Below are 26,480 nucleotides of genomic sequence, written 5' to 3' on the forward strand. Positions count from 1 at the left end.
TGTTGCCGGGCACCGCGATCGAGCACGAGGAGCGGCAATGAGAAGGATCGGACGCACTCGGGCGGTACTTGTCGTCGCCCTCGTCGCCTGGACAGGATTGTTCGGTGAAGCAGCGCTGGCTTCGGCAGATCAGGCGCGGACATTGCCTTCAGACGGATCAGCTCTCGATCACGTCGAGCAGATCAACGCACGTCAACTGACCATGTACGTCTACTCGGCTGCAATGGACAAGGTGATCCCACTCGAGGTGATTCGGCCGGCAGACACCAGTGCGCCGAGGCCGACTCTCTATCTGCTCAACGGCGCCGGTGGCGGCGAGGACACGGCTACGTGGCAGACACGGACAGACGTCGTCGACTTCTTCGGCGACAAGAACGTCAACGTCGTGAATCCCATCGGCGGTGCATACAGCTATTACACAGACTGGGAGAAGCCTGATCCTGTTCTGGGACTGAACAAGTGGACCACGTTCCTCACCCAGGAGTTGCCGCCGATCGTCGATGCCACACTCGGTACGACGGGTGCGAACGCCGTCGCCGGATTGTCGATGGCCGGTACGTCGGTTCTGAGTCTGGCCGAGGCCGCGCCGACGGTTTACCGTGCGGTCGGTGCCTTCAGCGGTTGCGCCGAGACGAGTACTCAGCCGGGTCAGGACTACGTGAGATTCGTGGTCGGATTCCGCGGCGGCAACGTCGACAACATGTGGGGTCCCGTCGGTGGTCCGGGGTGGGTGGCCAACGATCCGGTGGTCAACGCCGAGAGATTGCGAGGCATCGATCTCTACATCAGCAACGGAACGGGGCTGCCGGGTCCACACGAGAACCTGGGTGGACCGATGGTCAACGGTGATCCGGGCGTTCTGGCCAACCAGGTGATCGTGGGCGGAGTCATCGAGGCCGGGACTAACCAGTGCACCCATCGTCTGGCCGAGCGGCTCGACTCCCTGGGCATCCCCGCCACCTACGATTTCCGGGCAACGGGCACGCACTCCTGGGGTTATTGGCAGGACGATCTTCACAACTCGTGGCCGGTGATTGCCGAGTCGATCGGTGCACGTTAGCCGGCGTACCCGAGGGTCGGTGGCTGAGTTGTTTCTCACTTCGGCGCCAGTCTCCGAACCTGGCCGCCCGAACTGCAGGTCAGCGGCGTTATAGTCGCCAGATGAGTTCAGATACACTCGCGCCCCTCGACACCGATGTACTTGCGCGCAGGTTTGCGTGTCTGGGTGATCCGACGCGGTTGCGAGTGCTTCGACTTGCAGCTGCCGGCCCGGTAGAGGTCGACGAGATTGCACGCGCTGCATCACTCGAAGCGTCCGCCCTGGGTGCTCACCTCGAGGCGTTGAGCGAGGTCGGCTTCGTCGAGGTGACGATGCACGAAGGCAACTCGGTTGTCAGTGTCGCCGGAACCGCGTACTCAGATCTGATGGCAGCGGCCGCCGTCGTAGCCGCGCGCGGTCCGGTCAGAGACACCTTGGGGCTGCTTCCCTCCGATGTAGTTCTGCGCCGCATGGACTCGGGTGACTGGGACGCCGTGCGGTCGATCTACCGCGAGGGAATCGACACCGGAACCGCGACCTTCACCACGTCGGTGCCATCCGCCGAGAAGCTCGACGCTCAATGGTTGCCTGATCATCGATGGGTCGCAGAGATCGACGGACGCGTCGAAGGCTGGGCGAGCCTGAGCCCGGTGTCCTCGCGTGACTGCTACCGCGGGGTCGCCGAGAACTCCATTTACGTCGGCAGTGGTGCTCGCGGTCGCGGGGTCGGCAAGCTGCTGCTTCGCCAACAGGTGCAGGCCGCCGACGCCAGCGAGATCTGGACCGTACAGTCGTCGATCTTCCCGGAAAACCGTGCGAGTGTCGCGCTGCACCAGGCCGTCGGGTTCCGAATAGTCGGGACTCGGTCGCGTATCGCTCAACTGGGTGGGCGGTGGCGTGACACTTTGTTCCTCGAACGTCGCAGCGAGGATGCTGTCGCTGACATTTGAGAAACAGGCGCTCAGCCCTTGGCGGCGCTGATTCCGGCGCGTCGACCGTAGAAGCTGCCGTCACCGAGGGACGTGCCTGACGCATAACCGCCGGCGCAGACTCCGGCAGTGCAGCGGCCGGCGGCAAAAAGCCCGGGTATCGGCTCGCCCGAGACGTGCAGGACCTCCGAGTTGATCGATGTGCGCAGACCGCCGAGTGTGAATCCGGCGGTGAAGTTGCGAAGATCGAGCGCCGCGACGGGCGAGCCGATCGGCTTGACCCACTCCTTCTTCTTGCCGAGAACCGGGTCTTCACCGCGGGCTGCGTGGCGGTTGTAGACCTCCACGGTCGACTGCAGCGTGCCCGCCGGCAGACCCATGTCGGATTCGAGTTCCTCGACGGTTTCGGCCACCCACTTGGGCTGGAACCTGAAGAACGGTGTGGAACTGTCTGCGGCGCAACCTTCTTCGTAGGAAACCTCGTCGATGATCAAGTAGGCCTGATTCTCGTTGCGTAGCAACGTTTCCTGCCCGATCCTTCCTGGGTACGTGTCCTCGTTGACGTAGCGCTGGCCGCGTCCGTTGACAAGTATGCCGCGGATCATCAACTGGGGGTCACCGAAGAATGCGACCTCGGTTGCGTCCATGTGCGCGAGGTCGGCGCCCAGAGCCTGCGCCATCTGGATCGCCTTGCCGTCATGCTCCTCGATCGCTGCGCCGGGCCGGCCGATCAGTCTTGGCGCGTACGACTGGATCATCGATTCGTTGTAGGCGAAGCTTCCCGTAGCCAGTATGACGCCCGTGCGTGCTCGGACCGCCACTTCTTTACCGTACTGCTTGGCGATGATGCCGACGACTCGATCGCCGTCGACGACCAAGCGTTGTACCCGCATGTCGTATTCAGCTCGTACGCCCAGGCTTTCGGCTGTCTCGATCAACGGCTTCATCAACATGAAGCCGCCGCCTTTCTCTCCGGTGCGTTTGCCGCTCATCTGCGGAACGTGACCGCGAGGGGCCGGTGTCGCGATCGTGTTGAACGGTGCCGAGTTCTCGCCGCCGGAATACATGAGCCCGTCGTCGAAAGGCGTTTCCCAACCCGGTTGGCCGTAGAAACTTTCCTTGAACGGCACACCGTTGTCGACGAGCCAGTTGTAGTGTTCGACGCTGCCTTCGCAGTAGTCGGTGATCTTCTCCTCGTCCGCGCCGGGACCGAGCGCGGCCATCATGAACGACTTCATGTTCGCGGGGGAATCCTCGAACCCGAGTGCCTGCTGCAACGGGGTTCCGCCGCCCAGATAGATGAATCCGCCGGCCAACGCCGCGGCGCCGCCCCATCCACTCGTGCGTTCGAGCACCAGCACTTCGGCACCCGCGCGGGCCGCCTCGATCGACGCGCTTACTCCGGCGATGCCGTAGCCGGCGACGACAACGTCAGCCTCGAAGTGCCACTGTTCGATGCTTGCTGCGGACTGCGGACGGATTGAGCTGGCCTCGGCCATGGATTCGGGTCCTTCGTTCTTCGGTAAGTTGATTGCAGTATCTCGATCGACGGTTCAGTCGGTGTCCGTTTTCGCGGAATCCGCGGCAGCCTTTTCCTTGGCGCGTGCGGCTTTGCGTCGGTCGGCCTTCACGGCGATCAGCGCGTTGTTGAGGCCGGTGGCCAGCGGCCAGCCGACGTAGTGGCACAAAAAGATCGCGGCCTCTTCGAACTGCTGCTCGGTTAACTCTTCGTTGTGGAGAGCAGCGTTGATCTGGATCTTTGCGACGTCGCTCTGCCCCTGGGCGGTGATGGCGCCGATCAGCAGCAGTCGGCGATCACGCACCGTCAGCCCCGGTCGTGTCCAGATGTCGGCGAAGAGATGGTCGGCGGTCACCGCGAAGAAATCGCCGGGAACATCAGCGGGGAGTTCCCAGCCGTACACCTCGTTCATCTTCGCGACGCCGCGAGCGCGGGTCTCGGAGATGCGGTTTCCGTCGGGTCCGCTGGTGTCGGTCATGTGGGTGGTGTCGGTCATGCGTGCTCCCGTGTCGTAGATGCCGGTGAAGGTTCGCCGTCCCCGTTTCCATCCCCGTGATCGACGCCGAGTCCGACGCCGAGTCCGGAGAGTGCAAGGTGCGCGAGCGGCAGTTCGAGTTCCAGCCGGTCACCGAGGTCGATGGCCAAGGCCAAGTCCTTCTCCCCGAGATTGCGAACGTGCTGCAGTATCGAGAACCACGGATCATCCTCCGAGACCGGTGCGGTGGTGTCGCGAAGCATGATCGCGCCGGCGCCACCGGTGATGGCATCGGTATGCCTGACGACCTTTCCGAGCGTGCGGAGATTCAGTCCTGCAGCCTCGGCGAGTCGCGCAGCTTCGGTCGTGGCGGTGAACGAGACGAAATGAAGAAGGTTACGTGCGAGCTTCATTCGAGTTCCTGCGCCGACATCACCGGCATGAACCACCAGTTCGGCCCAGGATCCGAATGGCTCACGGACGGCCTCGAACGCCTCCTCCGATCCACCGATCATCACCGCCAATCTGCCCTGGGCGGCACCGCCCGCACCGCCGCTGATCGGCGCGTCGATCAGCAGAACACCACGCACCTCGCAGATACGAGCGAGTTCCACCGCCGTGGTGTCCGAGATGGTCGAGTGAATCGCGACGACGGTCCCCGGCCGTGCAGTCGTCAGAATCCCGTGCGGCCCGTCGACGACGTCGCAGACCTGCGCGTCGTCGAGGACCGTGACGGAGATGATGCTCGCGCGCGCAGCCACCTCGGCGGGCGTCGATGCTGCGCCTGCACCCGCGGTGGTGAACGGCTCGAGCGCTTCGGGGCGGGCATCACACACCACGAGCCCTCCCGGCCAGTCCAGGAGGCGCGTCGCCATGGGCGCACCCATGTTGCCCAGACCGATGTACCCCAGACGGGGTTTCGAAGAGCTGGGTTTCGGCGAGCGGGGCTCAGAAGCGGATTCCGTCACGACCGGTACACCTGCCCGCCGTCGACGTTGAAGATCTGCCCGGTCACCCAGCCTGCGTCGTCCGAGAGGAGGAACAGGCACATGCCGACGAGATCATCCGGTGTTCCCATGCGCTGCAACGGGATTCGCTTGACCATGTCCTTGACGATGTTGCCGGGGGTGACGGTTCGAGTCGCCTCGGTGTCGATGGGACCGGGAGCTATGGCGTTGATGCGGATGTTCGACCAGCCGAGTTCGGTCGCGAGTTGTTGCGTCAGGCTGTTGACCCCGGCTTTCGCGAGTCCGTAGTAGTTCGAGTACAACCAGGCTGCCGTGGAGGACTGGTTGACGATCGAGCCACCCTTCTCCCGCATGTGAGGTACGACGGCGCGGCACACCTGCAATGCGCCGTCCATGTTGACGCTCATGAACTTTCGGTAGTAGTCCCAGTCGACGGTCAAGAGGGAATCGATCTTCATTCCGCCGTAGATGGCAGCGTTGTTCACCAGATGCTCGATGCTTCCGAACTGCTCGATAGTGAACTCGGCAAGTGCTGCAGTCGATTCCCCGTCGGCAACATCGACATCCTTGAACACCGCGCGCCCACCGTCCGCGGTGATCTGTTTTGCTACAGCTTCGCCGAGTTCGCGATTGAGGTCGGCGATCACCACGTTGGCGCCCTCGGTGGCCAACGCGCGAGCGTATGCCTCCCCGATGCCCTGCGCCGCGCCGGTGACTATCGCAGTGCGACCGTCGAAACGTCCCATGTCGACCTACTTTCGTGGTGATGATCTGCGGTGATGGTGGCGGTGTGAATGTCAGGAAGGTGAGGCGACGAGCTTGGTTTCGAGGTATTCCTCGAAACCTGCGAGACCCATTTCGCGGCCGATCCCGGATTGTTTGTAGCCACCGAACGGTGCATCGGCCGAGTACCAGACCCCGCCGTTGACGCTCAGCGTTCCGGTTCTGACACCCGCCACGACGTGCGCGATGCGATCGGGATCGGTGCCCCACACCGACCCGGACAGTCCGTAGGGCGAATCGTTGGCGATCCGGATGGCGTCGTCGTCGCTGTCGTACGGAAGGATCACGAGAACAGGACCGAAAATCTCCTCCTGCGCTACGCGAGACGAGTTGTCCAGCCCCGCAATGAGAGTGGGCTCGACGAAGAAGCCCCTCTCGGGATCGTCGGGACGGCCTCCACCCGTCACGATCGTGCCGCCCTCGTCGACCGCGAGCGCGAGGTAGCTCTCCACCCTCTCGCGCTGGCGCGCCGAGATGACCGGACCGCACACCGTTCCGCGGGCGCTGGGGTCACCTGCCCGAATACCGGCCATCGCTGTGGACGCCGCAGCAAGTGCATCGTCGTACCGACTGCGCGGCACCAGTAGCCTGGTACTGAGCGCGCAGCCCTGACCCGCGTGAACAGAGACGGAGAACGCTGCAACCGAGCATGCACCCTTGATGTCCGCATCGTCGAGGACGATGAATGCCGACTTGCCCCCGAGTTCGAGGAAGACCTTCTTGAGTGTCTGGGCGGCAGAGGCCATGACCGCGCGTCCGGTGGCGGTGGAACCGGTGAAGGACACCAGATCGACCCGCGGGTCGCTGCACAATTGTGCGCCGAGTGAATGATCCGTGGACGTCACTACGTTGACGACTCCCGCGGGGATCTCGGTTTCTTCGGCGATCACCTTGGCGACCAACGCAGCGCACCAGGGTGTGTCCGGTGCGGGTTTGAGAACGATGGTGTTGCCGGCTGCGAGGGCGGGACCGAGCTTGGCGAAATTGATCTGGTGCGGGAAGTTCCACGGTGTGATCGCACCTACGACGCCAACTGCTTCCTTGAGCAATCGGCGATGGGTGGGTATGCCCATGGGTGACGCGTGGCCGAGATCTTGTTCCCACGCATAGGATTCGATCAGGTCGGCCCAGTAGCGAAGATCTTCGATCGGGCCCTCGAGTTGTGGGCCGCTCGTCAGCATGACGGGCGCGCCCACCTCGGCAACGGTGATTTCACGTAGTTCTTCGATGTGGGACTGGAGTGCCTCACACAGTTGGCGCAGGCAGCGAGCGCGAAAAGCGTGATCACGTGCCCACTCGGTGCCGTCGAAGGCACGGCGTGCGGCGGCGATGGCCGCATCCATGTCCGCGGCGGTGCCTTCGGCAGCGCGGCCGATCAGTTCCTCTGTTGCCGGATTGAAAACTTCGAAAGTTCCGCCCGATCCGGGAATCAGCTTTCCGTCGACGAGAAGTGCAGAACTTTCTGCGGGTCGAAGCGTCATAGCGCGAGCCCTCTCTTTCTGGACATGTGTCTGGACTCTAGTTCACACTTCGGATTGAGGCAATGGGTTTTGGGGCATAAGAGATTTCGAGCCAAGTTGTTCGAAAGTCGGTGGATCGGCCTCGACGAAAAGCGCCTCACGTCCGGTGAGGCGCCGCTACGGTTCACCACACCGTCCATACCCGCAGAGGAGTAATCGGATGAACAGAGTTGACGGAAAAGTGGTGCTGGTGACCGGAGCTGCGCGAGGTCAGGGGCGCAGTCATGCCGTTCACCTGGCACACGAGGGCGCGCATGTCATCGCCTTCGACCTGTGTGCCGACATCGCCAGCAACGAGTATCCACTCGCCAGTCCTGCCGATCTCGAGGAGACGGCTCGACTGGTGAAAGAGACCGGGCAGCAGGTGGTGGCGGCCCGGGTCGACGTCCGCGATCGCGCCGGACTCGAAACGGCCCTGGCGGAGGCGGTGAGCCAATTGGGCGGACTGCATGTCGTCGTTGCGAATGCCGGTATCTGTCCGCTCGGCAAGCATGTGTCCACCGCAGGTTTTGTCGACGCGTTCGACGTGAACTTTCTCGGTGTCGTCAACACAGTGCACGCGTCGATGGAGTATCTCGGCGAAGGGGGTTCGATCATCGCGATCGGATCTGTCGCCGGCCTGGTGCCGCAGACCGGATTCAACGGTCAGCAGGCGCTCCAGGGTCCGGGAGGAGACGGATACGGCCTGGCCAAGAAGCTGATTCAGGCCTACACCAGTTCGTTGGCGCTGACCCTCGGGCCGAGCTCCATTCGAGTCAACGCGATTCACCCGACCAACGTGAACACCGACATGTTGCAGAGCATGCCGATGTACCGGACGTTCCGTCCTGATCTCGAGAATCCGACCGCCGAGGATGCGGCAGTGACGTTCCCGTTCATGCAGGCGATGCCGACTCCGTGGGTCGAGCCCGCAGACATCTCGCATGCAGTCGTGTACCTGTCCTCCGACGAGTCGCGTTTCGTGACTGGTCAGCAACTGCGCGTCGACGCCGGTGCCGGGATGAAGATCGGTCTGTAGTAAAACTTTTCGCCTTGCTGCTGCCTGTCGGCGGTGAATTTTCGGAGTTTCGCCGTTTCGTTGCCCTGGACACGACGCTGTAGTAACGTCCAGACACGTGTCCAGCAAACGGGGCGAGCGAAGTGGCGGGGGATCGGTTGTCTACGAATCCACCCGTCGGCGCCTCACGGGCAAACAGGCGGAGACGGTAGCCAGACTGGCCGAGGCGACCGTGAAAGTGTTACGCGAACAAGAGTTTTCCGGTCTGAGTATCCGTTCGGTTGCGGCCGAGGCCGGCGTGGGAACTGCCACCGCCTACACGTACTTCGCGTCCAAGGAGCATCTGGTCGCCGAGGTCTTCTGGAGAAGACTTCAGGGGTCGTCGGCGCCCGACGGTGCCGGACTGGATCGCACCGCGCACGTGCTGTCTGTGCTTCGCAACATCGCACTGCTTCTCGCGGACGAACCGGAGGTGTCTGCAGCCGTGACCAACGCCCTGCTCGGCACCGATCCGGAAGTGGAGCATCTCCGCGGCCGGATCGGGTTCGAGATCCACCGCAGACTCGCCTCGGCACTGGATCCGAATGGCGAGCCCGAAGTGCTGGAAGCGCTCGAAATGCTCTATGCGGGAGCGCTTCTGCGCGCAGGTATCGGGTACGGAACCTACGCGCAAATTGCCGGACGCCTCGAGGCATCCGCACTACTGATCCTGGAGAAATCATGACAGAAGCTTTGATCGATCCGGTGGTCTTCAATCCGTACGACTACCACTTCCACGACGACCCGTATCCGACGTACAAGCGTCTGCGCGAGGAATCCCCGCTCTATCACAATCCGGACGTGGGCTTCTGGGCGTTGTCGCGGTACACGGACGTGGTCGAGGGGTTCAAGGACAACAAACGCCTGTCGAGCGCAAACGGTGTGTCTCTCGATCCCGCGGCATACGGGCCACACGCACACTATGTGATGTCGTTCCTCGCGATGGACGACCCTCGCCATATGCGGTTGCGCCAGTTGGTCTCTCGCGGATTCACACCGCGACGGGTCGCGGAACTCGACGGACGGATACTCGAACTGACGAAGCAACACCTGATACCTGCGCTGGGCGCAGCGGAGTTCGACTGGATCACTGAGGTGGCGGGAAAGCTGCCGATGGACGTCATCTCCGAGCTCATGGGAGTCCCCGAACCCGATCGAGCCGAACTGCGGCGTAAGGCGGACCTGGTGGTACATCGGGAGGCGGGTGTCCTCGACGTCCCGCAACCAGCGGTGGAAGCCTCGATCAGCCTGATGGGCTACTACAAGGACATGATCGCGCAGCGTCGGCGCGCGCGGACGGACGATCTGACCTCGGCGTTGCTCGACGCCGAGATCGACGGAGACAAGCTCTCGGATCAGGAGATCCTCGGGTTCATGTTCTTGATGGTGGTGGCGGGAAACGAAACCACGACCAAGCTTCTCGGAAACGCGTTGTACTGGGGCTCGCACCACCGCGCACAGATCACCCCCGTGCTCGACGATCCCGAACGAGCCTCGGAGTGGGTGGAAGAGACCCTCCGCTACGACACGTCGAGCCAGATCGTGGCGAGAACGAGTGTCGTCGACCTCGAATATCACGGGCGTACCATTCCCGCGGGAGAGAAGGTATTGCTCCTGATCGGTTCGGCCAATCGTGATGCGGACGTGTTCGAAGACGCGGACAGCTTCCAGATCGGTCGAAGCTCGTCCGGCAAGCTTGCCAGTTTCGGTGGCGGCGTTCACTTTTGCCTCGGCGCCCACCTCGCAAAGCTCGAAGCCAAGATCGCCCTCGCAGAATTCGGCCGTCGGGTCAGCAGCTACGAGGTCGACGAGTCCGGAATCGAACGTGTCCATTCGACGAATGTCCGGGGCTTTGCGGCCCTACCCGTGAAAGTGCAGGTGCGCTGATGCCTCGTTTCGAACCCAACCCGGCTCGCCGGCCCGCACTGATCAGTGGTGCGTCGTCGGGAATCGGTACCGCTACCGCGTATGCCCTGGCCGAACTCGGCCACCCCGTTGCCCTCGGTGCGCGTCGACTTGCAGAGTGCGAGGCCATTGCCGAGAAGATCCGCAGTAACGGCGGCGAGGCCTACGCACACTTCCTCGACGTCACTGACGGAGATTCGGTCGACGGATTCGTCGCGGCAGCGGAGGCGGTGCACGGTCCCACCGAGATCGTCGTCTCCGGTGCCGGTGACCTCGAATTCGGCGCCGCGGACGAGATGGATCCGGAGGCGTTTCTCCGGCAGATCCAAGTCCACCTCGTTGGTGCGCAGCGATTGGCGCACCGCGTTCTCCCCGGTATGCGTCAACGTCAGCGTGGTGACTTCGTCCTGATCGGCTCCGACTGCGCTGAACGCCAGCGGCCGCTCATGGGCGCTTACGACGCAGCCAAAGCCGGACTCGAAGCCATGGGACGTCAGATGCGAATGGAACTGGAGGGAACAGGTATTCGCGCGTCGATCGTGCGGCCAGGGCCGACACTGACCGGCATGGGGATGGACACGACACCGGAGATCATCGGGCCGGTCGGGGAATCGTGGAGTAAGTGGGGGTTTGCCCGCCACGGCTACTTTCTGCGTGCCTCGGACATCGCCAATGCCATCGTCGCCGTCGTGTCGGCGCCGCGCGGGGCTCACATCGTGCTCGTCGAAGTTCAGCCCGAGGCACCACTGGACAAACTTCCCACTGCGAACTCACAGGAGACGACATGACGCACGGAGTGCAGGAGACGTCGCGAACACTGCCCGAGCCACCGCGGGTGTCCGGTGGGGACCTCCCGCACGGGCATCTCGAGGAACTGAGAACCGACCCGATTGCGCTGATGCGCAGGGTGCGCGAAGAGTGCGGTGACGTCGGTGCCTTTCGACTTGCCGACCGCACCGTGATCTTGTTGTCGGGAGCGGAGGCGAACGAGTTCTTCTTCCGTTCCACTGACGAAGATCTCGACCAGCAAGCTGCGTACCCGTTCATGAAGCCGATCTTCGGTGAGGGCGTGGTCTTCGATGCCAGCCCGGAGCGGCGTAAGGAGATGCTGCACAACTCGGCACTGCGCGGTGAGCAGATGCGTGGGCACGCCGCCACGATCGGCCGCGAGGTCGAGGCGATGGTCGCGCAGTGGGGAGACGAAGGTGAGATCGATCTGCTGGACTTCTTCGCCGAGCTGACCATTTACACCTCGTCGGCGTGCCTGATCGGCAAGAAGTTCCGCGACGAACTCGACGATAGCTTCGCCAAGCTGTATCACGAGCTCGAACAAGGCACGGATGCTTTGGCTTTCGTGGATCCGTACGCGCCGATCGAGAGCTTCCGCCGACGCGACGAGGCCCGGTTGGCGTTGGTCGCTCTGGTGCAGGAGATCATGAACGGCCGGATCGCGAATCCTCCACAGGGCAAGGAGGACCGTGACATGTTGGACGTGTTGGTTTCGGTCAAGGACGAGAACGGCGACCTCCGGTTCAGTGCCGACGAGATCACCGGCATCTTCATCTCGATGATGTTCGCCGGCCACCATACGACTTCCGGCACGGCAGCGTGGTCGCTGATCGAGATGTTGCGGCATCCGGACACCATGTCGGACGTGGTCGAGGAACTCGACAATCTGTACTCCGACGGCGCTGACATCAGTTTCCATGCTTTGCGACAGATTCCGGTTCTCGAGGCAGTGGTCAAGGAAACCCTTCGACTGCATCCGCCGTTGATCATCCTGTTACGAGTGGCGCGTGGAGATTTCGAAGTGGGCGGCTTCGAGATCAGGGAAGGCCACCTTGTCGCCGCGACACCCGCGATCTCCAATCGAATCGCCGAGGACTTCCCGCGTCCGGACACTTTCGATCCCGGCAGGTACATCGACCCGAATCAAGAGGACATCGTCAACCGCTGGACGTGGATTCCGTTCGGAGCCGGCCGGCATCGCTGCGTCGGCGCCGCATTCGCCCAGATGCAGCTCAAGGCGATCTTCTCGATCTTGCTGCGGGACTACGAGTTCGAGATGGCGCAACCGTCGCAGTCCTACCGAAACGATCACAGCAAGATGGTCGTCCAGCTGCAGCAGCCGTGCGCGGTGAGGTACCGGCGCCGAACGAGTCCCGGGAGCGAGGGGTGATCATGCACGTCGAAGTCGATTTCGACCTGTGTCAAGGCCATGCGGCATGCGAACTGGAAGCACCGGAGATCTTCGTTGTTCCGAAGCGAGGGAAGGTCAGTCTTCTGGACTCCGACCCACCTGAGTCGCTCCGCGGTGAAGCCGAGATGGCAGTCAGGTATTGCCCGACCGGCGCACTGAGAATTGTCGACTGATTGCAGCGGATTGTCGACTGATTGCAGCGAATTCACGTACTCGAGGGAGGAAGTTCAGATGACCGGTTTCGACCGCGCAGAGCTCGACGAGATGGTCCAACGCTGGATCGAGGCGAACAAGAAGGCCGAAGCGGCCGGCGATTGGAAGCCGTTGGCGGACATGTACACCGAGGACGCCACGTACGGGTGGAACTATGGCCCCAAGCAGGATTTCATGGCGGTGGGGCGAGAGGAAATTCGCGAAGTCGCGCTCGGACTCGAGATGAAAGGCCTCGAAGGCTGGGAGTACCCGTATCAAGACTTCGTCATCGACGATCGAAGCGGCAACGTCATCGGTTTGTGGAAGCAGATTTCCGACGCCAAGCGTGAGGACGGGAGCAATTACTCCGTCTACGGTATCGGCGGAAGTTGGTTCCGCTACGGCGGAGATTTCCAATGGTCCTGGCAGCGTGACTTCTTCGACTTCGGGAACGTGTCGGCACTGTTCATGGAGATGATCGGCAACAACGCACTCTCGAAGGGGATGCAGGGGCGGATCCAGCGATCGATCTCGGGCGACCCCCTACCGGGTTGGTATCGCGTGGGAACCGCGCCGGTTCCGCTGTGGTGAGTCCGATGTCGGTGCGCGATTCCTTCGAGGCACTCTCGCAGCGCGACCTTGCCGTGCTGGTGCCCGAGTTGCTCCTGTGCGGGCAACTCATCGACCGCTCGGGCATGGCACATCTGATCGTCGAGTTCGGCCGCGAAGGAATGGCGCAGGTGGCCGTCGAGGAATGGGAATCGGCCAGTCCCTGGTACACCCGCCGCATGCAGAAGGCCCTCGGATACGAGGGCGACGACGTCGTGACCATTTTCAAAGGGCTGCAACTCGACATCGGCGCGCCGCCACAGTTCATGGACTTTCGATACCGGGTCGACGATCCGCTGCACGGTGAATTCTGGCTCGATCATTGCGGAGCGCTCATGGACGTCGAACCGTTGGGAGACGAGTTCGTCACTTCGATGTGCCACGACATCGAGGACCCGACCTTTGATGCGACTGCCATCGCGACCAACCCGCACGCCCAGATCCGCCCGATTCACCGACCACCGCGCAGACCCGCAGACCGACATCCGCACTGCGCCTGGACCGTTGTCATCGACCCGTCACACACTCCTCCCGTGATGACTGCACACACCGAGCAGATCGGACGCAGTGAAGCGGTGACGGTCGTGCTGAGCCCGATCGATCACGGCGGGGAAGGTAGGTCGGACTATTCGGGGCCGTTGTTGTCGGACCTGAGGTTCTCCGACTTCTCACGTTCGGCCTTGGTTCGTATCGCAGAGGAGATCTGCGTGCAGCATCACTTGTTGGCGTTGGGATTTCTGGCCGCGGTTCGCCGTCGTGCCAGTGAGGACAAGGCGCGCGAGATCACTCGCAAGCAACTCACGGGAATCGCAGGAGTGGCTGCACAGCGCATCCGAGATGCGCTCGGCCTTCCTTCGACTCTGGAATCGCTGGCGTTGGTCCTGTCCGTGCACCCCTTGCTCAGTCCGAAGCAGTACGTGGAGAGTGAGATTCGACCCGACGGCGATGCTCTGGAGCTGTGGATCTCGCGAGAAGGTCTTGTCGACCGCGACGGCGGTTGGCCGACCTTGCTCGGCAGCGGGCATCTCGATGCCCTCCAGGCGTTGGTTCGCGGAGTGAATCCGCACTTCACCGTGAGAGTGGTGGCCGAAGATGCCGCGGGACTCCTTCTGGCCGTGGACATGACCGAAGCGCCGGCTCCGGAATGCGTCGAAGTAGCCATCACGAAGGTCAGTACCGGCGCGGCCTTCGTATTCGAAGATCGCGGAATTCCCTTGCCTCTCTTCGTCGTCTGAGTGACCGAACCCGAAGGACTCATCCAATGGCTTACACGTTCGCAGACCTGTTCGAGCATTCTGTCGACGCGATGCCCGATCGCCTCGCGCTGATCGTGTCCGGTGAGGAGGTGACTTACCGTGAGCTCGACGAGCGGGCGAACCAATTGGCGCACTACTTCCAGTCCGTCGGGTTGGGTGTCGGTTCGCACATCGGCATTCACCTGCACAACTCGATCGAGGCGATGGTCGCAGTCCTCGCGGCTTTCAAGATCCGCGGGGTTCCCATTACGGTGAACTACCGCTACACGAGCGACGAATTGGTCTATCTGTACGAGAACGCGGATCTCGAGGCGTTGGTTTTCCATCGTGGTTTCGCCGAACGAGTCGCCGAAGCCTTGGTGTCCACAGTGCGGGTGAAGCACGTCGTCGAGGTGCCCGACGAACTCGCTCTCGGGAATGAACCGTCGGTTCCGAGGGCAGTGGCGTACGGCGATGCCCTCGGTGACCAATCCCCGCTTCGTACAGGTGAACACGCATTTCCAGAGCGTTCCGGCGACGACGTCTACGTTCTCTACACGGGCGGAACCACCGGACGACCGAAAGGCGTCGTCTGGCGTCAGGAAGACATCTGGCGGGTGTTGGCCGGCGGCTACGACTTCTATTCGGGAGAGCCGATCGCCGACGAGTACCAACAGTCGCGTGGTGGCGCAGCGGCAGCCGAACCCATGCGGTGGTGCATGCTTCCACCGCTTATCCACACGTCCGCGTTGATGCCGACGTTCAACGCGCTGTTCTCGGGCAACACCGTCATCTTCGAACCCAAATTCGATGCCGCACACGTCTGGCGGGTCGTCGCCGAATATCGGCCGCAGGTCATTGTCATCACCGGTGATGCCATGGGTCGTCCACTGGTCGAAGCCCATCGCGAATTGCAACCTGATGCGTCGAGCCTGGCTGTACTCGCGTCCGGCGCTGCACTCTTCTCCGGTTCGGTCAAAGACGCGTTCTTCGACGTATTTCCGAATCTGATGATCTCCGATTCGGTCGGTTCCTCCGAAACAGGCTTCGGCGGAATCGGATTCGCAACCAAGGGCCTCGAGCAGCGCGGAGGCCCCAAGGTGGGAGCCAACAGATTCACTGTCGTCGTCGACGACGACAACCGAGTGTTGGAGCCGGGCTCGGGCGGCGAAGGATGGCTGGCGAAACTCGGTAACGTTCCTCTCGGCTACTACAAGGATCCGGTGAAGTCGGCCGAGATATTCCGCGAGGTGAACGGCGCACGGGCAGTGGTGACCGGAGACCGGGCACGGATCGAGGACGACGGCTCGGTCACCCTCCTCGGACGGGGAAACATGGTGGTCAACACCGGCGGCGAGAAGGTCTTCGTGGAAGAAGTCGAAGCAGTGGTGAAGGCCCATCCCGACATCTACGACGCGACGGTGATCGGTGTTGCCGACGAGCGGTGGGGCAATCGGGTGGCGGCTGTGCTTCGCATCCGCGACGGTGTGGAACCGGATTTCGAATCCATCGAGAAGCACTCGCGCAGCCATCTCGCCGGCTACAAGATCCCGCGTTCCTTCTGGATCGCCGACGACGTTGTTCGAGCGCCGAGCGGTAAACCGGACTACCGGTGGGCAAAGGAGTTCTCGCAGAGCCGAGACCCTGCCCACCGGATCGACTAGCGCTCGCACGCCGCACCCGGCACCCCGTTACCCATCCGTAAAGGAGCATCTGCAATGCGTGAGATCGACCTTCCCGACGGGTTCGACGTGACCGACCCCCAGCTGTACGGCGAGCGCGTCCCGCTTGCCGAATTCGCCGAACTACGACGGTGCGCTCCGGTCTGGTGGAACGCGCAGGAACCGGGCACCGGCGGATTCCATGACGGTGGTTGTTGGGTGGTCTCTCGACACGCAGACGTTCGTGACGTCTCGTTGCGCAGCGAGGAGTTCTCCAGCAACGTCAACGGTTGTATTCCGCGCCACGAGGACAACATCTCCGCTGAGGAGTTGGAGGCAACCAAACACGTTCTGATCAACAAGGACGCCCCCGAGCACACGCAGTTGCGCAAGTTGGTGGCGCGCTTGTTCACTCCGCGGTCGGTGGAAGCGATGCGAGCCGGCCTCGAAGCGCGCGCGGAGGCCATCACGTCGGCCGCCGTAGCGGAAGGCAGCGGTGATTTTGTCAGCCAGGTCGCCAGTGAGTTACCCATGCAGGCGATTTCGGAGTTGATCGGTGTACCGCAGGACGGGCGTCGTCAGCTCTACGAATGGTCGAATCAGATGACGGGCTACGACGACGAGTCGCTCGCCGGCGAGTCCCGGATGGCGTCGGCGCAGATCTTGGGCTACGCCTATCAACTGGCTGAGGCGAGACGGGAGGAACCGCTCGACGACATCATCTCCCGTTTGGTGCATGCCGACATCGACGGACAGAAACTCACCCCGGAACAGTTCGGTTTCTTCGTCATCATGTTGGCTGTCGCCGGCAACGAAACGACGCGCAACGCCACGACGCTCGGCATGATGGCGTTTCTCGAACATCCGGATCAGTGGGAGCTGTACAAGCGTGAACGTCCGCGCACCGCTGCGGACGAGATCATCCGCTGGGCTTCGCCGCTCACGTCGATGCAGCGGACAGCAGTGGTGGACACACAGATCTCCGGCACTGCGATCGCGAAGGGGCAGCGCGTCGTACTGCTCTACGGCTCGGCCAACTTCGACGAGACCGTGTTCGAGAACCCCGACGTCTTCGACATCACCCGAGATCCGAACCCGCACCTCGCATTCGGGGGAACCGGACCCCACTACTGCGTGGGCGCCAACCTGGCCAGAATGGAGGTCGACCTGATCTTCGGCAAGATCGCCAATCACATGCCCGACATCAGCAAACTCGGCGATCCGAGCCGGTTGTCGTCCGGATGGCTCAACGGAATCAAGGAATTCAAGGTCGATTACGGCAACTCCACGTCGTGTCCTTCGGGGCATTGACATGTACAGCGGAAAAGTTTCACTTGCCGGCCCGATGCGCGAACTCGGCCAGTTCTACCGGATGGGCGCCGATGTTGCAGTGGGCTTGTTCCGCACCCGCTTTCAGGTGCAGGAGTTTCTCGAGCAGAGTTGGATGATCGCCAGGGTGTCGATCGTGCCGACGGTGTTGGTGGCCGTGCCGTTCACGGTTCTGGTGAGTTTCACGCTCAACATCCTGCTCCGTGAGATCGGCGCCGCCGACCTCAGCGGCGCCGGGGCCGCGCTCGGCGCCGTGACCCAGGTCGGTCCGGTGGTGACAGTGCTGATCGTGGCAGGCGCCGGCGCGACAGCCATCGCCGCCGATCTGGGATCGAGAACAATTCGCGAAGAGATCGACGCCATGGAGGTGCTCGGGATCGATCCGATCAATCGGCTGGTGATTCCGCGGGTGGTCGCGTCGACCGTGGTGGCTTTGCTGCTCAACGGACTGGTCTGCGTCATCGGTATTGCCGGGGGCTACGCCTTCTCGGTGTTTCTCCAGGGCGTCAACCCCGGCGCGTTCGTCGAGGGAATCACGTTGCTGACAGGTCTGCCCGAGGTGGCGTTGTCGATGGTCAAAGCCGCATTGTTCGGGATGCTCGCGGGATTGGTGGCCTGTTATCGCGGACTGTCGGTACGGGGTGGGCCGAAAGGTGTGGGGGAGGCCGTGAACGAAACGGTGGTGTATGCGTTCATGGCGTTGTTCGTGGTCAACACCATCGTCACCGCGGTCGGCATCCGATTGACGGCGGGGTGACCCCGGTGACCTTGTCGGACTCGCTTGCACAGATCGGCAAGTTCGGACGCACGCGCGCGCAGGTGGCCCGGACGTCGCGCTCGATCGACGACGTCGGGAGACAAGCTGTCTTCTTCGCGCGCGCCATCGCTCACATCCCGTGGGCCATTCGCAAGCACCCGAAAGAAGTGTTGAGACTGGTAGCCGAGATCAGTATGGGCACAGGCGCTTTGGCGGTGATCGGCGGCACCGTCGCAGTCGTGGGATTCTTGACTCTCGCCTCGGGCGGCACCATAGCGATTCAGGGTTTCAGCTCGTTGGGCAACATCGGAGTCGAAGCGCTGACCGGTTTCTTCTCGGCATTCATCAACGTGCGTATCGCCGCGCCGGTCATCGCGGGAATCGGTTTGTCCGCCACGATCGGCGCAGGTTCGACCGCACAGATCGGTGCCATGCGCATCAGCGAGGAGATCGACGCCCTCGAATCGATGGCGATCAGTTCGGTGCCGTACGTCGTCAGCACACGCGTCACTGCGGGGATGCTGGCGATTCTGCCGTTGTACTCCCTGGCGCTCGTAGGATCTTTTCTGGCCGGAAGGTTCACCACAGTCGTACTGTTCGGTCAGTCGTCCGGCCTCTACGACCACTACTTCACGACGTTTCTCGATCCGGTCGACGTCGCATGGTCCTTCGTTCAAGTGCTCGTGATGGCACTACTGGTGATGCTGATCCACACGTACTACGGATACAACGCGTCCGGGGGACCGTCGGGCGTGGGAACTGCAGTGGGCCGCGGGGTTCGGCTCTCGCTGATCTGCGTCGTGGCGGTGACCCTGCTCGTCTCACTCGCGCTCTACGGCGGTTCCGGCAACTTCAATCTGTCCGGTTAGGGGGACTGCGTGCACAGATACGGCTACAAGTTGGCTGCTCTGGGCTTGGCTGCGGCGATCGTCGGGGTCATCGCTTTGTCGGTCGCGTCTTTCAACCAGGTGTTTGTCGCTCGCGTCCCGATCACGGTGATCGCGGAGCGCGCGGGGCTCGTGATGGATCCGGGCGCGCGGGTGAAGATGGCCGGGGTGACTGTGGGCTCGGTGGAGTCCATCACGCCGACTGACGACGCCACCGCGCAACTGTCGTTGTCGATCGATCCCGAAGCGCTCGAGTCGATTCCGTCAAACGTGGATGTGGCGATCACGTCGAACACGGCCTTCGGCGCGAAGTTCGTCAGCCTGTCCTCGCCGGAGCAGCCGAGTAGTGCGCGACTTGCCGCCGGGGCGACAATCGACGCATCCCGGGCGACCGTCGAGTTGAACACCGTGTTCGAGAAACTGACCACCGTGCTCAGGACGGTGGATCCGGGCAAGCTCGATTCGACATTGGGAGCACTTTCGACCGCCCTCCAAGGACGTGGCGAGCGCCTCGGTGTCGCACTCGAACTAGCTGATACGTCATTGGCCGAATTCAACACTGCACGTGAGGCGCTCGATCACGTACTGACCGACCTGCCGACCGTCACGCAGACCTACCGCGACGCTGTTCTCGACCTCTTGGACACCCTCGACTCGCTCACGACCACGGGCACCACTGTTCTCGACGAGCAGGAGAATCTCGACCTACTCCTGCTCAATGTGATCGGGCTGGCCCGCACCGGCGAGGACGTACTGGGAGCCAACGCCGACGGCGTCGACACCGTTCTTTCCCTGCTACGTCCGACGACCGCTCTGCTCGAGGAATACTCCCCGGTGATTCCCTGTATGTTCCACGGTCTGCAGGAGAGCAAGCGGATCGGCGACGGCGCCTACAACGGTCAACCGGGCATCAAGATGTCGATAGGTCTGATTGCCGGAACCGAACCGTACCGCTATCCCGACGACCTGCCCAAGGTGGCGGCTACCGGCGGTCCGCAGTGTATGGGTCTCCCTTTGCGTGATCCGAACGTCAACGCGCCGTACCTGGTGACCGACACCGGGGTGAATCCGTTTGCGCCAGAGCGTCAACCGAATGGTGGGCAGCCGATGAACACGGTCCCGGACCTGATGAGCTATCTGTTCGGGACGGAGATCCGATGAAAGTTCGTGGGTACACCGTCAAGTTCGGGCTCTTCGTCCTGGTGATGATCCTCGTCAACGCCGGGCTGATCCTCGTGTTCGGCCAAATGCGGGGCGGCGACGCCAAGTCGTACTCGGCGGAGTTCGTCAACGCCTCCGGGCTCAGAGCGGGCGACAAGGTACGCATCGCCGGTGTGCCGGTCGGTTCTGTCGGCTCCGTCGAATTCGGTGGGAATCACCGTGCCCACGTGAGTTTCAGTGTGGATACGGGTGACACCGTGACCGTATCGACCAGAGCCGCTGTTCGATATCAGGATCTGGTGGGTAATCGATACCTCGAATTGCTCGACGATCCGGGGATCGCGGAACCGCAACCGGAGGGCGAGAGCATCCCCGTCGATCGCACCGCACCGGCACTCGACCTCGATGCGCTACTCGGTGGTTTCAAGCCGCTGTTTCAAGCCCTGGACCCGGAGCAGGTCAACGCGTTGTCGATGTCCTTGCTCGAGGTGTTTCAAGGCCAGTCCGGAACTGTGGCATCGGTGCTGGCGCACACCGGATCGATTACGAACACTCTCGCAGACCGCGACCAACTGATCGGTCGAGTGATCGGCAACCTCGACGGTGTGCTCAGCGAATTGCGCAGCCGCGGTGGTCAGTTCAGTGACACTCTCGATCACCTACAACAGCTGGTCAGCGGGCTCGCGGCGGACCGGGAGATGATCGGGACTGCCGTCGAGAGTGTGAACACCGCATCAGGCACCTTCGCCGATCTCCTCGCCGGAGTTCGCCCGGACATCGCCGGGAACCTGTCGAAACTGGATGCAAGCCTGACTCCGCTGATCGACCAGCAGAGTGAGCTCGATCGGATTCTCGCATCGATGCCGTCGAACTACAGGCAGTTGATCCGAGTGGGTTCGTACGGATCGTTCTTCAATTTCTATCTCTGCGGTATCGCGCTGAAAGTCGACGGGGCAGACGGCACACCGCTCACTGTCGATTTGGTGGACCAGACGACCGGAAGGTGTGCGCCCCGATGAGAGAGATGGCACAGAACCAGGCAGTACGAGTGGGCGTCGTGGGATTGGTCGTCACGGCAGCCGTCGTACTGGCGTCGTTGCAGTATCAGAACCTCCAGTTCTTGAAATCAGGCGTCGGATACAGCGCGGTGTTCGCCGACGCCGGCGGCCTGGCTCAGGGAGATGAGGTCAATGCCGCAGGCGTGAAGATCGGGACGGTGGACCGGATCGAGGTCGAGAACGGACTCGCGCGCGTGGACTTCACACTGGACGGGTCGATCGCTCTGGGGGAAAGCACGTCTGCGGCGATCACCACGATGTCCCTCCTGGGCAAGCGGGCTGTCTCACTCGATGTGGACGGTGTGGGAAGGATCGCGGTCGGCGGCGAGATCCCGGTCGAGCGAACGAGATCGGCGTATTCGCTGCCCGACGTACTCGGCGATCTCACCACGACCGTGGAGGACATCGATCTCGACCAGCTCTCCGAATCGCTCGACGCGGTGGGGCAGGTGATGGGGGCCAGTGCGCCGAATCTGCGGCCGGCACTCGACGGTGTCGCGCGGATCTCCGACAGTGTCAATCGACGGGACGAGATGTTGCGCGGCTTGTTGTCCGATGCAAACGACGTCGCCGGGACGCTGGCCGAACGTGGACCACAGGTCAATGCACTACTCGTCGACGGCAACGCCCTGTTGGGTGAACTGGATCGGCGACAGGCGGCGCTGGGGGAAGTGATCACGAACATCTCGGCATTGTCGACCGAGCTGAGCGGACTCGTGCACGACAACGAGGCGCAATTGCAACCGGTCCTCGTCAAACTCGACACGGTTGTCGGCATTCTGCAGAACAACAAGGACAACCTCTCCCAAGGAATCGACGGTCTCGGCACGTACGTGGGCACGCTCGGTGACACCGTGGCCAGTGGGCCCTTCTACTACGCGTACGTCCAGAACCTGGTGCCGGCTCAATACACCCAACCCTTGATCAACGCAATGTTCGGGCTTCCGCCTGCGCCGCTACCGATTCCGGAGGTCAAGTGATGGGTGCAGCACACGTTCGTCTGTCGTCGAAGTGGCGCCGAATCGCCGCCGTCGGCGCAGGGATCATCGGCGTCGTGATCATCGTCGTATCGGGATACGTTGTGCTGCAACACGTGCGCTACTACAACGTGACGGCATACTTCACCTCGACGACGGGACTGTACGTCGGCGACGACGTTCGTGTCGTGGGAGTCGACGTCGGTCACGTCACCGGCATCACCCCGCAAGGAGACCGGATGCGCGTCGAACTGACACTGGCACGCGAGGTTCCGGTGGCCAGAGACGCGCAGGCGGTGATCGTCGCGCAGTCTCTGGTCTCGGCTCGCTTCGTGCAGTTGACGCCGGCGGTGACGGACGGCGGCGACGCGTTGGCCGACGGGGCGGAGATCGGGCTCGACCGCACGGCCGTCCCGGTGGAATGGGACCAGATCAAGGAACAGTTGGGCCGGGCCGCGGATGCATTGGGCCCGAACGGATTCGATCGGGGGCCTGCCGCCAACTTCCTGGACGGTGCCGGATCTGCACTCGCGGGCAATGGTGAAGCTCTGGGACGCTCGGTGACCGAACTCTCGGAGGCGATGAGCACGCTCGACGAAGGCGGCGCCGACCTGTTCGGCACGATCCGCGGACTGCAGACCTTCACGACCGCACTCGCCGCAAGCGACGAACAGATCGTTCAGTTCCAAGGGCGACTGGCAAATGTCTCCAGCGTGCTCGCCGAGAGCCGGACGCAATTGGCGCCGGCTCTCGCCGATCTGGACGCCGCCGTCGTCGACGTACAGCGGTTCGTCGAACAGAACCGAACCGGCTTGACGGAGCAGATCGCGAAGTTGGCCGACGTGTCCCAGGTATTGGTCGACAAGCGCGCAGGTCTCGAGAAGGTACTGCATCTGGCTCCGACAGCATTGTCGAACTACTACAACGTCTACCGGCCGGCCCAAGGAGCGATGGTGGGTGTGCCCGCATTCCAGAACGTCGGCAACCCGATCGACTTGATCTGCGGCGGAATCGCCGGCCTGGCCAACGACACCTCGAAGAAGGGCGCGGATTTGTGCATCGAATACCTCGGCCCGTTGCTCAACACGATCAAGGCCAACTATCCCGACCTGAGCATCAATCCGACCCGGGCGCTCGGCGCTCTTCCGGATCAATTGGTGTACAGCGAGCCTGGTCTGGAACCGACTGGCGCCTTGGGCTTTCCGACGGTACCGGTTGCGTCGAGTCTGACCGGACTGATCATGCCGTCGACAGGATCACGATGACTGCCCGCTGGTGGGGAACAGTGTGTGTGGCGGCGAGCGCCGTGCTCGTTCTGACGGGTTGTCAATGGAGCGGGCTGAATTCGGTATCGCTGCCAGGCGCGGCTGGACGCGGTGAGGGGAGTTTCGCAGTCGTGATCGAGATGCCGGACGTCACGTCGATAAGTCCCAACTCTCCGGTCATGGTCAACGACGTGACGGTCGGAAGTATCAGTGCGATCGAGACCGACAACTGGCACGCACGGGTGACGGTCGCACTCGACGGTTCGGTGTCCCTGCCCGCCAATGCGACCGCCAAGATCGGCCAAACCAGCCTGCTCGGGTCCAAACACGTTGCGCTTGCGCCGCCTACCGATGTTGCGCCGGAAGGGCGGTTGTCGGAGGGATCGGTGATCCCCCTCGCGTCGGCCGGCGTCTATCCCACCACCGAGGAAGCGTTGACGGCACTGTCATTGGTCCTCAACGGCGGCGGGCTCGCTCAGATTCACAGCATCACTACGGAGCTGAACACGGCGCTCGGCGGACGGACCGACGCGGCTCGCGACCTACTGAGTCAGATGGATACCGTGACCGAAACACTCGACCGCCAACGTGATGCGATGGTCACGACCATGGAGAATCTCGACGTCTTCGCCGGTGAAATCACGGCCCAGAGAGATGTTCTCGGTCAGGCCTTGGAGACGCTCGATCCTGCCTTGGCGGAACTGAGCGCCCAGCGCGTGAGCCTGACCACCGCGCTCGATGCGGTCGGTAGGTTCGGGGACGTCGGGACCGATCTGGTCGATCGGACCCGCGACGATCTGAAAGCCAATTTGAGCTCCTTGGAATCGACGCTGCAGAAGGTGGTCGAAACGGGGCCGGACCTGATCAACAATTTGGGCAACCTGAGTACCTTTCCCTTCCCTCAGACGACCATCGACGACGGAATGCGCGGCGATTACACCAATCTGTGGGCGCTGATCGACCTCACGAGTAATCGTCTCCAGTCGGGGCTCGGCTTCGGCACTCCGTTCGGGGCGCCGCAAACCCCCGTGGAGAACGGAATCCTGGTAGATCCCTTGACCGCCCCACTGGGCACATGGCAGCCCGGCCCACTCGGCACAGGGCAGACCGGCCCACTTGGCACAGGGCAGACCGCCCAGGGCGGTGGACGATGATTCTCACGAAGTTGGTGCGAAGGCAATTGACGATCTTCGCGATCCTCGCCGTGATAGGCATGAGCGCGGCCGCGATCTCGTATCTGAGAGTTCCGACGATGCTCGGAATCGGGCGCTATACGGTGACAGTCGAACTGCCCGACGCCGGCGGTCTCTATCGCAACGCGAACGTGACGTACCGCGGCGACACCATAGGTCAGGTCAGGTCGGTGCGTCTCTTTCCGGGAGTTGTGCGCGCCGAATTATCCTTGGAGAGTGCGATTCCCGTTCCCGCCCGCGAGCTGACGGTAGCGGTGCGAAGTGTGTCGGCCATCGGCGAGCAATACGTCGACATGCAACCGAGTACCGCTGACGGACCCTTTCTGGCCGACGGAGACGTGATCGGCCCCGACGCTGTCACGATCCCGACCGAGATCGGACCGGTCCTCGATCAGGCGCGGGCGATGCTCGCATCGGTACCGCAGGACAAGTTGCGATCGGTGATCGACGAGTCCGCGGCAGCGTTCGGTGGCAGGGGAGAGGACCTGGCTCGGCTGCTGGATTCGACCACCTCGTTCGTCGATCAGATGTCTGCTGCCACATCCCCGGCCACGACGCTCGTACAGCAGTTGGATCCGCTCCTTCAGACCCAGGTGGTGACGGGCGACCAGATCCGCCAGTGGGCGTCCAGTGTCGCTCAGCTCAGTGGGCAGTTGGCGGTCGCGGACGGCTCCGTGCGCAACATCCTCGAGACCGGACCGGGCCTTGCGACCGAGGCCGACTTGCTCTTTCAAGGCCTGAAACCCACTTTGCCTGTGTTGCTTGCCAATTTCACCAGCACCGCTCAGGTGGCCCTGACCTACAACGCCGGGTTGGAGCAGGTACTGGTCATCCTGCCGCCACTGGTCGCCGCTCAGGAAACCGTTGTCCAACGCGGGCAGGTGGACGGCGCCGCGAACGTCAACTTCCACCTCCAGGCGCAGGACCCTGCGGCCTGCTCGACCGGCTACCTTCCGGCCGATCAGCGACGAGACCCGACCCAGATGAGTGTCCCGGACACCCCGGCCGACTTGTACTGCAAAGTTCCGCAGAACTCGGTCTTCGCAGTTCGTGGATCCCGGAACATTCCCTGTATGGAGGTACCGGGTAAACGAGCACCGAGCCCGGAGATCTGTCGGAGCCCAGATCCGTACGTCCCCTCGGGAACCAATGCGCCCGGCGAGTTGTACACGGGGCCAGACGGAGTCGACTATCAACACACGGAATTGGCTCCTGCTGCTTCCGATTCGGGGGAGGGTGAGCCGTGGCAACAGTTGCTGACGCCGACGAATCGCTGAGGGGCGAGGTGCTGAAGCCGGTCAGAGGGAAACGCGGTGTTCTCACTGCCCTGGCATGGATCGCACTCGCGGCTCTGAGCGCAGTTGTCGTCTTCGGTGCTCTGGCAGTTCGATCCGACCGGGCGCGAGAGACCCAGCGTCAAGAGTACGTCGACGGTGCGGTCGCAGGAGCCCTCGCTCTGATCGACGTTCACTCCGCCACAGTCGACGAGGATCTCGAGACGCTGCAGTCGCTGAGTACGGGAACCTTTGCCGACGAACTGAAGTCCGGCGAATCTGCGTTCGTCGCGTCCATCCGTGATTTTGCCGTCGAATCCGACGGGCGTGTCGACACCGCAGCCTTGGCATCGGAACCCGGTAACTCGGGGGTGGTGCTGATCGCGGCATCTGCTCAGGTCGGCAATTCAGCGGGAGAGTCTTCGGCGCGCACCTACCGTCTGCGCGTCGGTGTCGAGGACGTCGACGGGCGGGTACTGATGTCGAGTGTGGAGTTCGTGCCGTGAAG

Annotated in this window: 26 protein-coding genes; 21 read left to right on the forward strand and 5 right to left on the reverse strand. The window is 62.7% G+C overall.

What is annotated here, in order from left to right; all coding sequences use genetic code 11:
* Window positions 1-37: 37 nt before the first annotated feature.
* Entirely contained in the window at window positions 38-1,060 is a 1,023-nt protein-coding gene (locus ACFWAD_RS22775) for an alpha/beta hydrolase (protein ID WP_378547979.1), read from the forward strand.
* 101 nt (window positions 1,061-1,161) lie between these two features.
* Window positions 1,162-1,989 (forward strand): helix-turn-helix domain-containing GNAT family N-acetyltransferase, encoded by an 828-nt coding sequence (locus ACFWAD_RS22780; RefSeq protein ID WP_378547982.1) that lies wholly within the window; start codon window positions 1,162-1,164, stop codon window positions 1,987-1,989.
* Between the two features lie 11 nt (window positions 1,990-2,000).
* Here the strand turns inward: ACFWAD_RS22780 and ACFWAD_RS22785 are convergent, their stop codons facing one another.
* From ACFWAD_RS22785 to ACFWAD_RS22805, 5 genes are read right to left on the reverse strand one after another with little or no spacing between them, the layout of a single operon-like run.
* On the reverse strand, window positions 2,001-3,467 hold the full coding sequence (locus ACFWAD_RS22785; RefSeq protein ID WP_378547985.1) for an FAD-dependent oxidoreductase: 1,467 nt from the start codon (window positions 3,465-3,467) through the stop codon (window positions 2,001-2,003).
* Between the two features lie 54 nt (window positions 3,468-3,521).
* A complete protein-coding gene (locus ACFWAD_RS22790) occupies window positions 3,522-3,983 on the reverse strand; it encodes a carboxymuconolactone decarboxylase family protein (RefSeq protein ID WP_378547988.1) in 462 nt (153 codons plus the stop codon).
* Entirely contained in the window at window positions 3,980-4,930 is a 951-nt protein-coding gene (locus tag ACFWAD_RS22795) for an NAD(P)-dependent oxidoreductase (RefSeq protein ID WP_378547991.1), read from the reverse strand. The genes ACFWAD_RS22790 and ACFWAD_RS22795 overlap by 4 nt, the downstream gene beginning before the upstream one ends.
* Window positions 4,927-5,676 carry an SDR family oxidoreductase gene (locus ACFWAD_RS22800; RefSeq protein WP_378449797.1) on the reverse strand — a complete coding sequence of 250 codons (750 nt, stop codon included), beginning with the start codon at window positions 5,674-5,676 and terminating at the stop codon, window positions 4,927-4,929. The genes ACFWAD_RS22795 and ACFWAD_RS22800 overlap by 4 nt, the downstream gene beginning before the upstream one ends.
* A 51-nt stretch (window positions 5,677-5,727) precedes the next feature.
* Window positions 5,728-7,194, reverse strand: coding sequence for an aldehyde dehydrogenase (locus ACFWAD_RS22805; RefSeq protein WP_378547994.1), 1,467 nt, complete (start codon window positions 7,192-7,194; stop codon window positions 5,728-5,730).
* Window positions 7,195-7,393: 199 nt separating this feature from the next.
* Between ACFWAD_RS22805 and ACFWAD_RS22810 the strand changes: the two genes are divergently transcribed.
* The 19 genes from ACFWAD_RS22810 to ACFWAD_RS22900 all read left to right on the forward strand — a co-directional run bounded on the left by ACFWAD_RS22810 (window position 7,394) and on the right by ACFWAD_RS22900 (window position 26,478).
* On the forward strand, window positions 7,394-8,251 hold the full coding sequence (locus tag ACFWAD_RS22810; RefSeq protein ID WP_378547997.1) for a mycofactocin-coupled SDR family oxidoreductase: 858 nt from the start codon (window positions 7,394-7,396) through the stop codon (window positions 8,249-8,251).
* A 97-nt stretch (window positions 8,252-8,348) separates the two neighbouring features.
* Complete coding sequence (locus ACFWAD_RS22815; RefSeq protein WP_283306808.1) at window positions 8,349-8,954, forward strand: TetR/AcrR family transcriptional regulator; 606 nt, start codon at window positions 8,349-8,351, stop codon at window positions 8,952-8,954.
* Window positions 8,951-10,156 carry a cytochrome P450 gene (locus ACFWAD_RS22820; RefSeq protein ID WP_378548000.1) on the forward strand — a complete coding sequence of 402 codons (1,206 nt, stop codon included), beginning with the start codon at window positions 8,951-8,953 and terminating at the stop codon, window positions 10,154-10,156. Before ACFWAD_RS22815 ends, ACFWAD_RS22820 begins: the two co-directional genes overlap by 4 nt.
* The gene (locus ACFWAD_RS22825) at window positions 10,156-10,962 is read left to right on the forward strand and encodes an SDR family oxidoreductase (RefSeq protein ID WP_378539739.1); all 807 of its coding nucleotides are present in this window, start codon (window positions 10,156-10,158) and stop codon (window positions 10,960-10,962) included. Before ACFWAD_RS22820 ends, ACFWAD_RS22825 begins: the two co-directional genes overlap by 1 nt.
* Window positions 10,959-12,353 (forward strand): cytochrome P450, encoded by a 1,395-nt coding sequence (locus ACFWAD_RS22830; RefSeq protein WP_378548003.1) that lies wholly within the window; start codon window positions 10,959-10,961, stop codon window positions 12,351-12,353. Before ACFWAD_RS22825 ends, ACFWAD_RS22830 begins: the two co-directional genes overlap by 4 nt.
* A gap of 2 nt (window positions 12,354-12,355) precedes the next feature.
* On the forward strand, window positions 12,356-12,547 hold the full coding sequence (locus ACFWAD_RS22835; protein ID WP_378548006.1) for a ferredoxin: 192 nt from the start codon (window positions 12,356-12,358) through the stop codon (window positions 12,545-12,547).
* A 58-nt stretch (window positions 12,548-12,605) separates the two neighbouring features.
* Window positions 12,606-13,157 carry a nuclear transport factor 2 family protein gene (locus tag ACFWAD_RS22840; RefSeq protein ID WP_378449790.1) on the forward strand — a complete coding sequence of 184 codons (552 nt, stop codon included), beginning with the start codon at window positions 12,606-12,608 and terminating at the stop codon, window positions 13,155-13,157.
* A 5-nt stretch (window positions 13,158-13,162) separates the two neighbouring features.
* Window positions 13,163-14,410 (forward strand): hypothetical protein, encoded by a 1,248-nt coding sequence (locus ACFWAD_RS22845; protein WP_378548009.1) that lies wholly within the window; start codon window positions 13,163-13,165, stop codon window positions 14,408-14,410.
* Between the two features lie 26 nt (window positions 14,411-14,436).
* The gene (locus ACFWAD_RS22850) at window positions 14,437-16,074 is read left to right on the forward strand and encodes an acyl-CoA synthetase (protein ID WP_378548012.1); all 1,638 of its coding nucleotides are present in this window, start codon (window positions 14,437-14,439) and stop codon (window positions 16,072-16,074) included.
* A 54-nt stretch (window positions 16,075-16,128) separates the two neighbouring features.
* Entirely contained in the window at window positions 16,129-17,382 is a 1,254-nt protein-coding gene (locus tag ACFWAD_RS22855) for a cytochrome P450 (RefSeq protein WP_378548015.1), read from the forward strand.
* A 1-nt stretch (window position 17,383) separates the two neighbouring features.
* Window positions 17,384-18,157, forward strand: coding sequence for an ABC transporter permease (locus tag ACFWAD_RS22860; RefSeq protein ID WP_283306798.1), 774 nt, complete (start codon window positions 17,384-17,386; stop codon window positions 18,155-18,157).
* Window positions 18,154-19,026, forward strand: coding sequence for an MlaE family ABC transporter permease (locus ACFWAD_RS22865; protein WP_378548018.1), 873 nt, complete (start codon window positions 18,154-18,156; stop codon window positions 19,024-19,026). The genes ACFWAD_RS22860 and ACFWAD_RS22865 overlap by 4 nt, the downstream gene beginning before the upstream one ends.
* Window positions 19,027-19,035: 9 nt before the next feature.
* Window positions 19,036-20,205, forward strand: a complete 1,170-nt coding sequence (locus ACFWAD_RS22870; protein WP_378548021.1) for an MCE family protein — start codon at window positions 19,036-19,038, stop codon at window positions 20,203-20,205.
* Complete coding sequence (locus ACFWAD_RS22875) at window positions 20,202-21,224, forward strand: MCE family protein (protein ID WP_378548024.1); 1,023 nt, start codon at window positions 20,202-20,204, stop codon at window positions 21,222-21,224. The genes ACFWAD_RS22870 and ACFWAD_RS22875 overlap by 4 nt, the downstream gene beginning before the upstream one ends.
* Window positions 21,221-22,243 (forward strand): MCE family protein, encoded by a 1,023-nt coding sequence (locus ACFWAD_RS22880; RefSeq protein ID WP_378548027.1) that lies wholly within the window; start codon window positions 21,221-21,223, stop codon window positions 22,241-22,243. Before ACFWAD_RS22875 ends, ACFWAD_RS22880 begins: the two co-directional genes overlap by 4 nt.
* Entirely contained in the window at window positions 22,243-23,505 is a 1,263-nt protein-coding gene (locus tag ACFWAD_RS22885; RefSeq protein WP_378548029.1) for an MCE family protein, read from the forward strand. Before ACFWAD_RS22880 ends, ACFWAD_RS22885 begins: the two co-directional genes overlap by 1 nt.
* The gene (locus ACFWAD_RS22890) at window positions 23,502-24,659 is read left to right on the forward strand and encodes an MCE family protein (RefSeq protein ID WP_378548032.1); all 1,158 of its coding nucleotides are present in this window, start codon (window positions 23,502-23,504) and stop codon (window positions 24,657-24,659) included. The genes ACFWAD_RS22885 and ACFWAD_RS22890 overlap by 4 nt, the downstream gene beginning before the upstream one ends.
* Window positions 24,656-25,975, forward strand: a complete 1,320-nt coding sequence (locus ACFWAD_RS22895) for an MCE family protein (protein ID WP_378548035.1) — start codon at window positions 24,656-24,658, stop codon at window positions 25,973-25,975. Before ACFWAD_RS22890 ends, ACFWAD_RS22895 begins: the two co-directional genes overlap by 4 nt.
* Window positions 25,942-26,478, forward strand: a complete 537-nt coding sequence (locus ACFWAD_RS22900) for a hypothetical protein (protein ID WP_378548040.1) — start codon at window positions 25,942-25,944, stop codon at window positions 26,476-26,478. The genes ACFWAD_RS22895 and ACFWAD_RS22900 overlap by 34 nt, the downstream gene beginning before the upstream one ends.
* Window positions 26,479-26,480: the final 2 nt, after the last annotated feature.

The sequence above is a fragment of the Rhodococcus sp. NPDC059969 genome (assembly GCF_042738325.1).
In the GTDB taxonomy this organism is placed as follows: domain Bacteria; phylum Actinomycetota; class Actinomycetes; order Mycobacteriales; family Mycobacteriaceae; genus Rhodococcus_F.

Coding starts and splice junctions, on each gene's coding strand:
- ACFWAD_RS22775 (WP_378547979.1), top strand. CDS start 38: ATGAGAAGGATCGGACGCACTCGGGCGGTACTTGTCGTCGCCCTCGTC.
- ACFWAD_RS22780 (WP_378547982.1), top strand. CDS start 1,162: ATGAGTTCAGATACACTCGCGCCCCTCGACACCGATGTACTTGCGCGC.
- ACFWAD_RS22785 (WP_378547985.1), bottom strand. CDS start 3,467: ATGGCCGAGGCCAGCTCAATCCGTCCGCAGTCCGCAGCAAGCATCGAA.
- ACFWAD_RS22790 (WP_378547988.1), bottom strand. CDS start 3,983: ATGACCGACACCACCCACATGACCGACACCAGCGGACCCGACGGAAAC.
- ACFWAD_RS22800 (WP_378449797.1), bottom strand. CDS start 5,676: ATGGGACGTTTCGACGGTCGCACTGCGATAGTCACCGGCGCGGCGCAG.
- ACFWAD_RS22805 (WP_378547994.1), bottom strand. CDS start 7,194: ATGACGCTTCGACCCGCAGAAAGTTCTGCACTTCTCGTCGACGGAAAG.
- ACFWAD_RS22810 (WP_378547997.1), top strand. CDS start 7,394: ATGAACAGAGTTGACGGAAAAGTGGTGCTGGTGACCGGAGCTGCGCGA.
- ACFWAD_RS22820 (WP_378548000.1), top strand. CDS start 8,951: ATGACAGAAGCTTTGATCGATCCGGTGGTCTTCAATCCGTACGACTAC.
- ACFWAD_RS22825 (WP_378539739.1), top strand. CDS start 10,156: ATGCCTCGTTTCGAACCCAACCCGGCTCGCCGGCCCGCACTGATCAGT.
- ACFWAD_RS22830 (WP_378548003.1), top strand. CDS start 10,959: ATGACGCACGGAGTGCAGGAGACGTCGCGAACACTGCCCGAGCCACCG.
- ACFWAD_RS22835 (WP_378548006.1), top strand. CDS start 12,356: ATGCACGTCGAAGTCGATTTCGACCTGTGTCAAGGCCATGCGGCATGC.
- ACFWAD_RS22840 (WP_378449790.1), top strand. CDS start 12,606: ATGACCGGTTTCGACCGCGCAGAGCTCGACGAGATGGTCCAACGCTGG.
- ACFWAD_RS22845 (WP_378548009.1), top strand. CDS start 13,163: ATGTCGGTGCGCGATTCCTTCGAGGCACTCTCGCAGCGCGACCTTGCC.
- ACFWAD_RS22850 (WP_378548012.1), top strand. CDS start 14,437: ATGGCTTACACGTTCGCAGACCTGTTCGAGCATTCTGTCGACGCGATG.
- ACFWAD_RS22855 (WP_378548015.1), top strand. CDS start 16,129: ATGCGTGAGATCGACCTTCCCGACGGGTTCGACGTGACCGACCCCCAG.
- ACFWAD_RS22860 (WP_283306798.1), top strand. CDS start 17,384: ATGTACAGCGGAAAAGTTTCACTTGCCGGCCCGATGCGCGAACTCGGC.
- ACFWAD_RS22875 (WP_378548024.1), top strand. CDS start 20,202: ATGAAAGTTCGTGGGTACACCGTCAAGTTCGGGCTCTTCGTCCTGGTG.
- ACFWAD_RS22880 (WP_378548027.1), top strand. CDS start 21,221: ATGAGAGAGATGGCACAGAACCAGGCAGTACGAGTGGGCGTCGTGGGA.
- ACFWAD_RS22885 (WP_378548029.1), top strand. CDS start 22,243: ATGGGTGCAGCACACGTTCGTCTGTCGTCGAAGTGGCGCCGAATCGCC.
- ACFWAD_RS22890 (WP_378548032.1), top strand. CDS start 23,502: ATGACTGCCCGCTGGTGGGGAACAGTGTGTGTGGCGGCGAGCGCCGTG.
- ACFWAD_RS22895 (WP_378548035.1), top strand. CDS start 24,656: ATGATTCTCACGAAGTTGGTGCGAAGGCAATTGACGATCTTCGCGATC.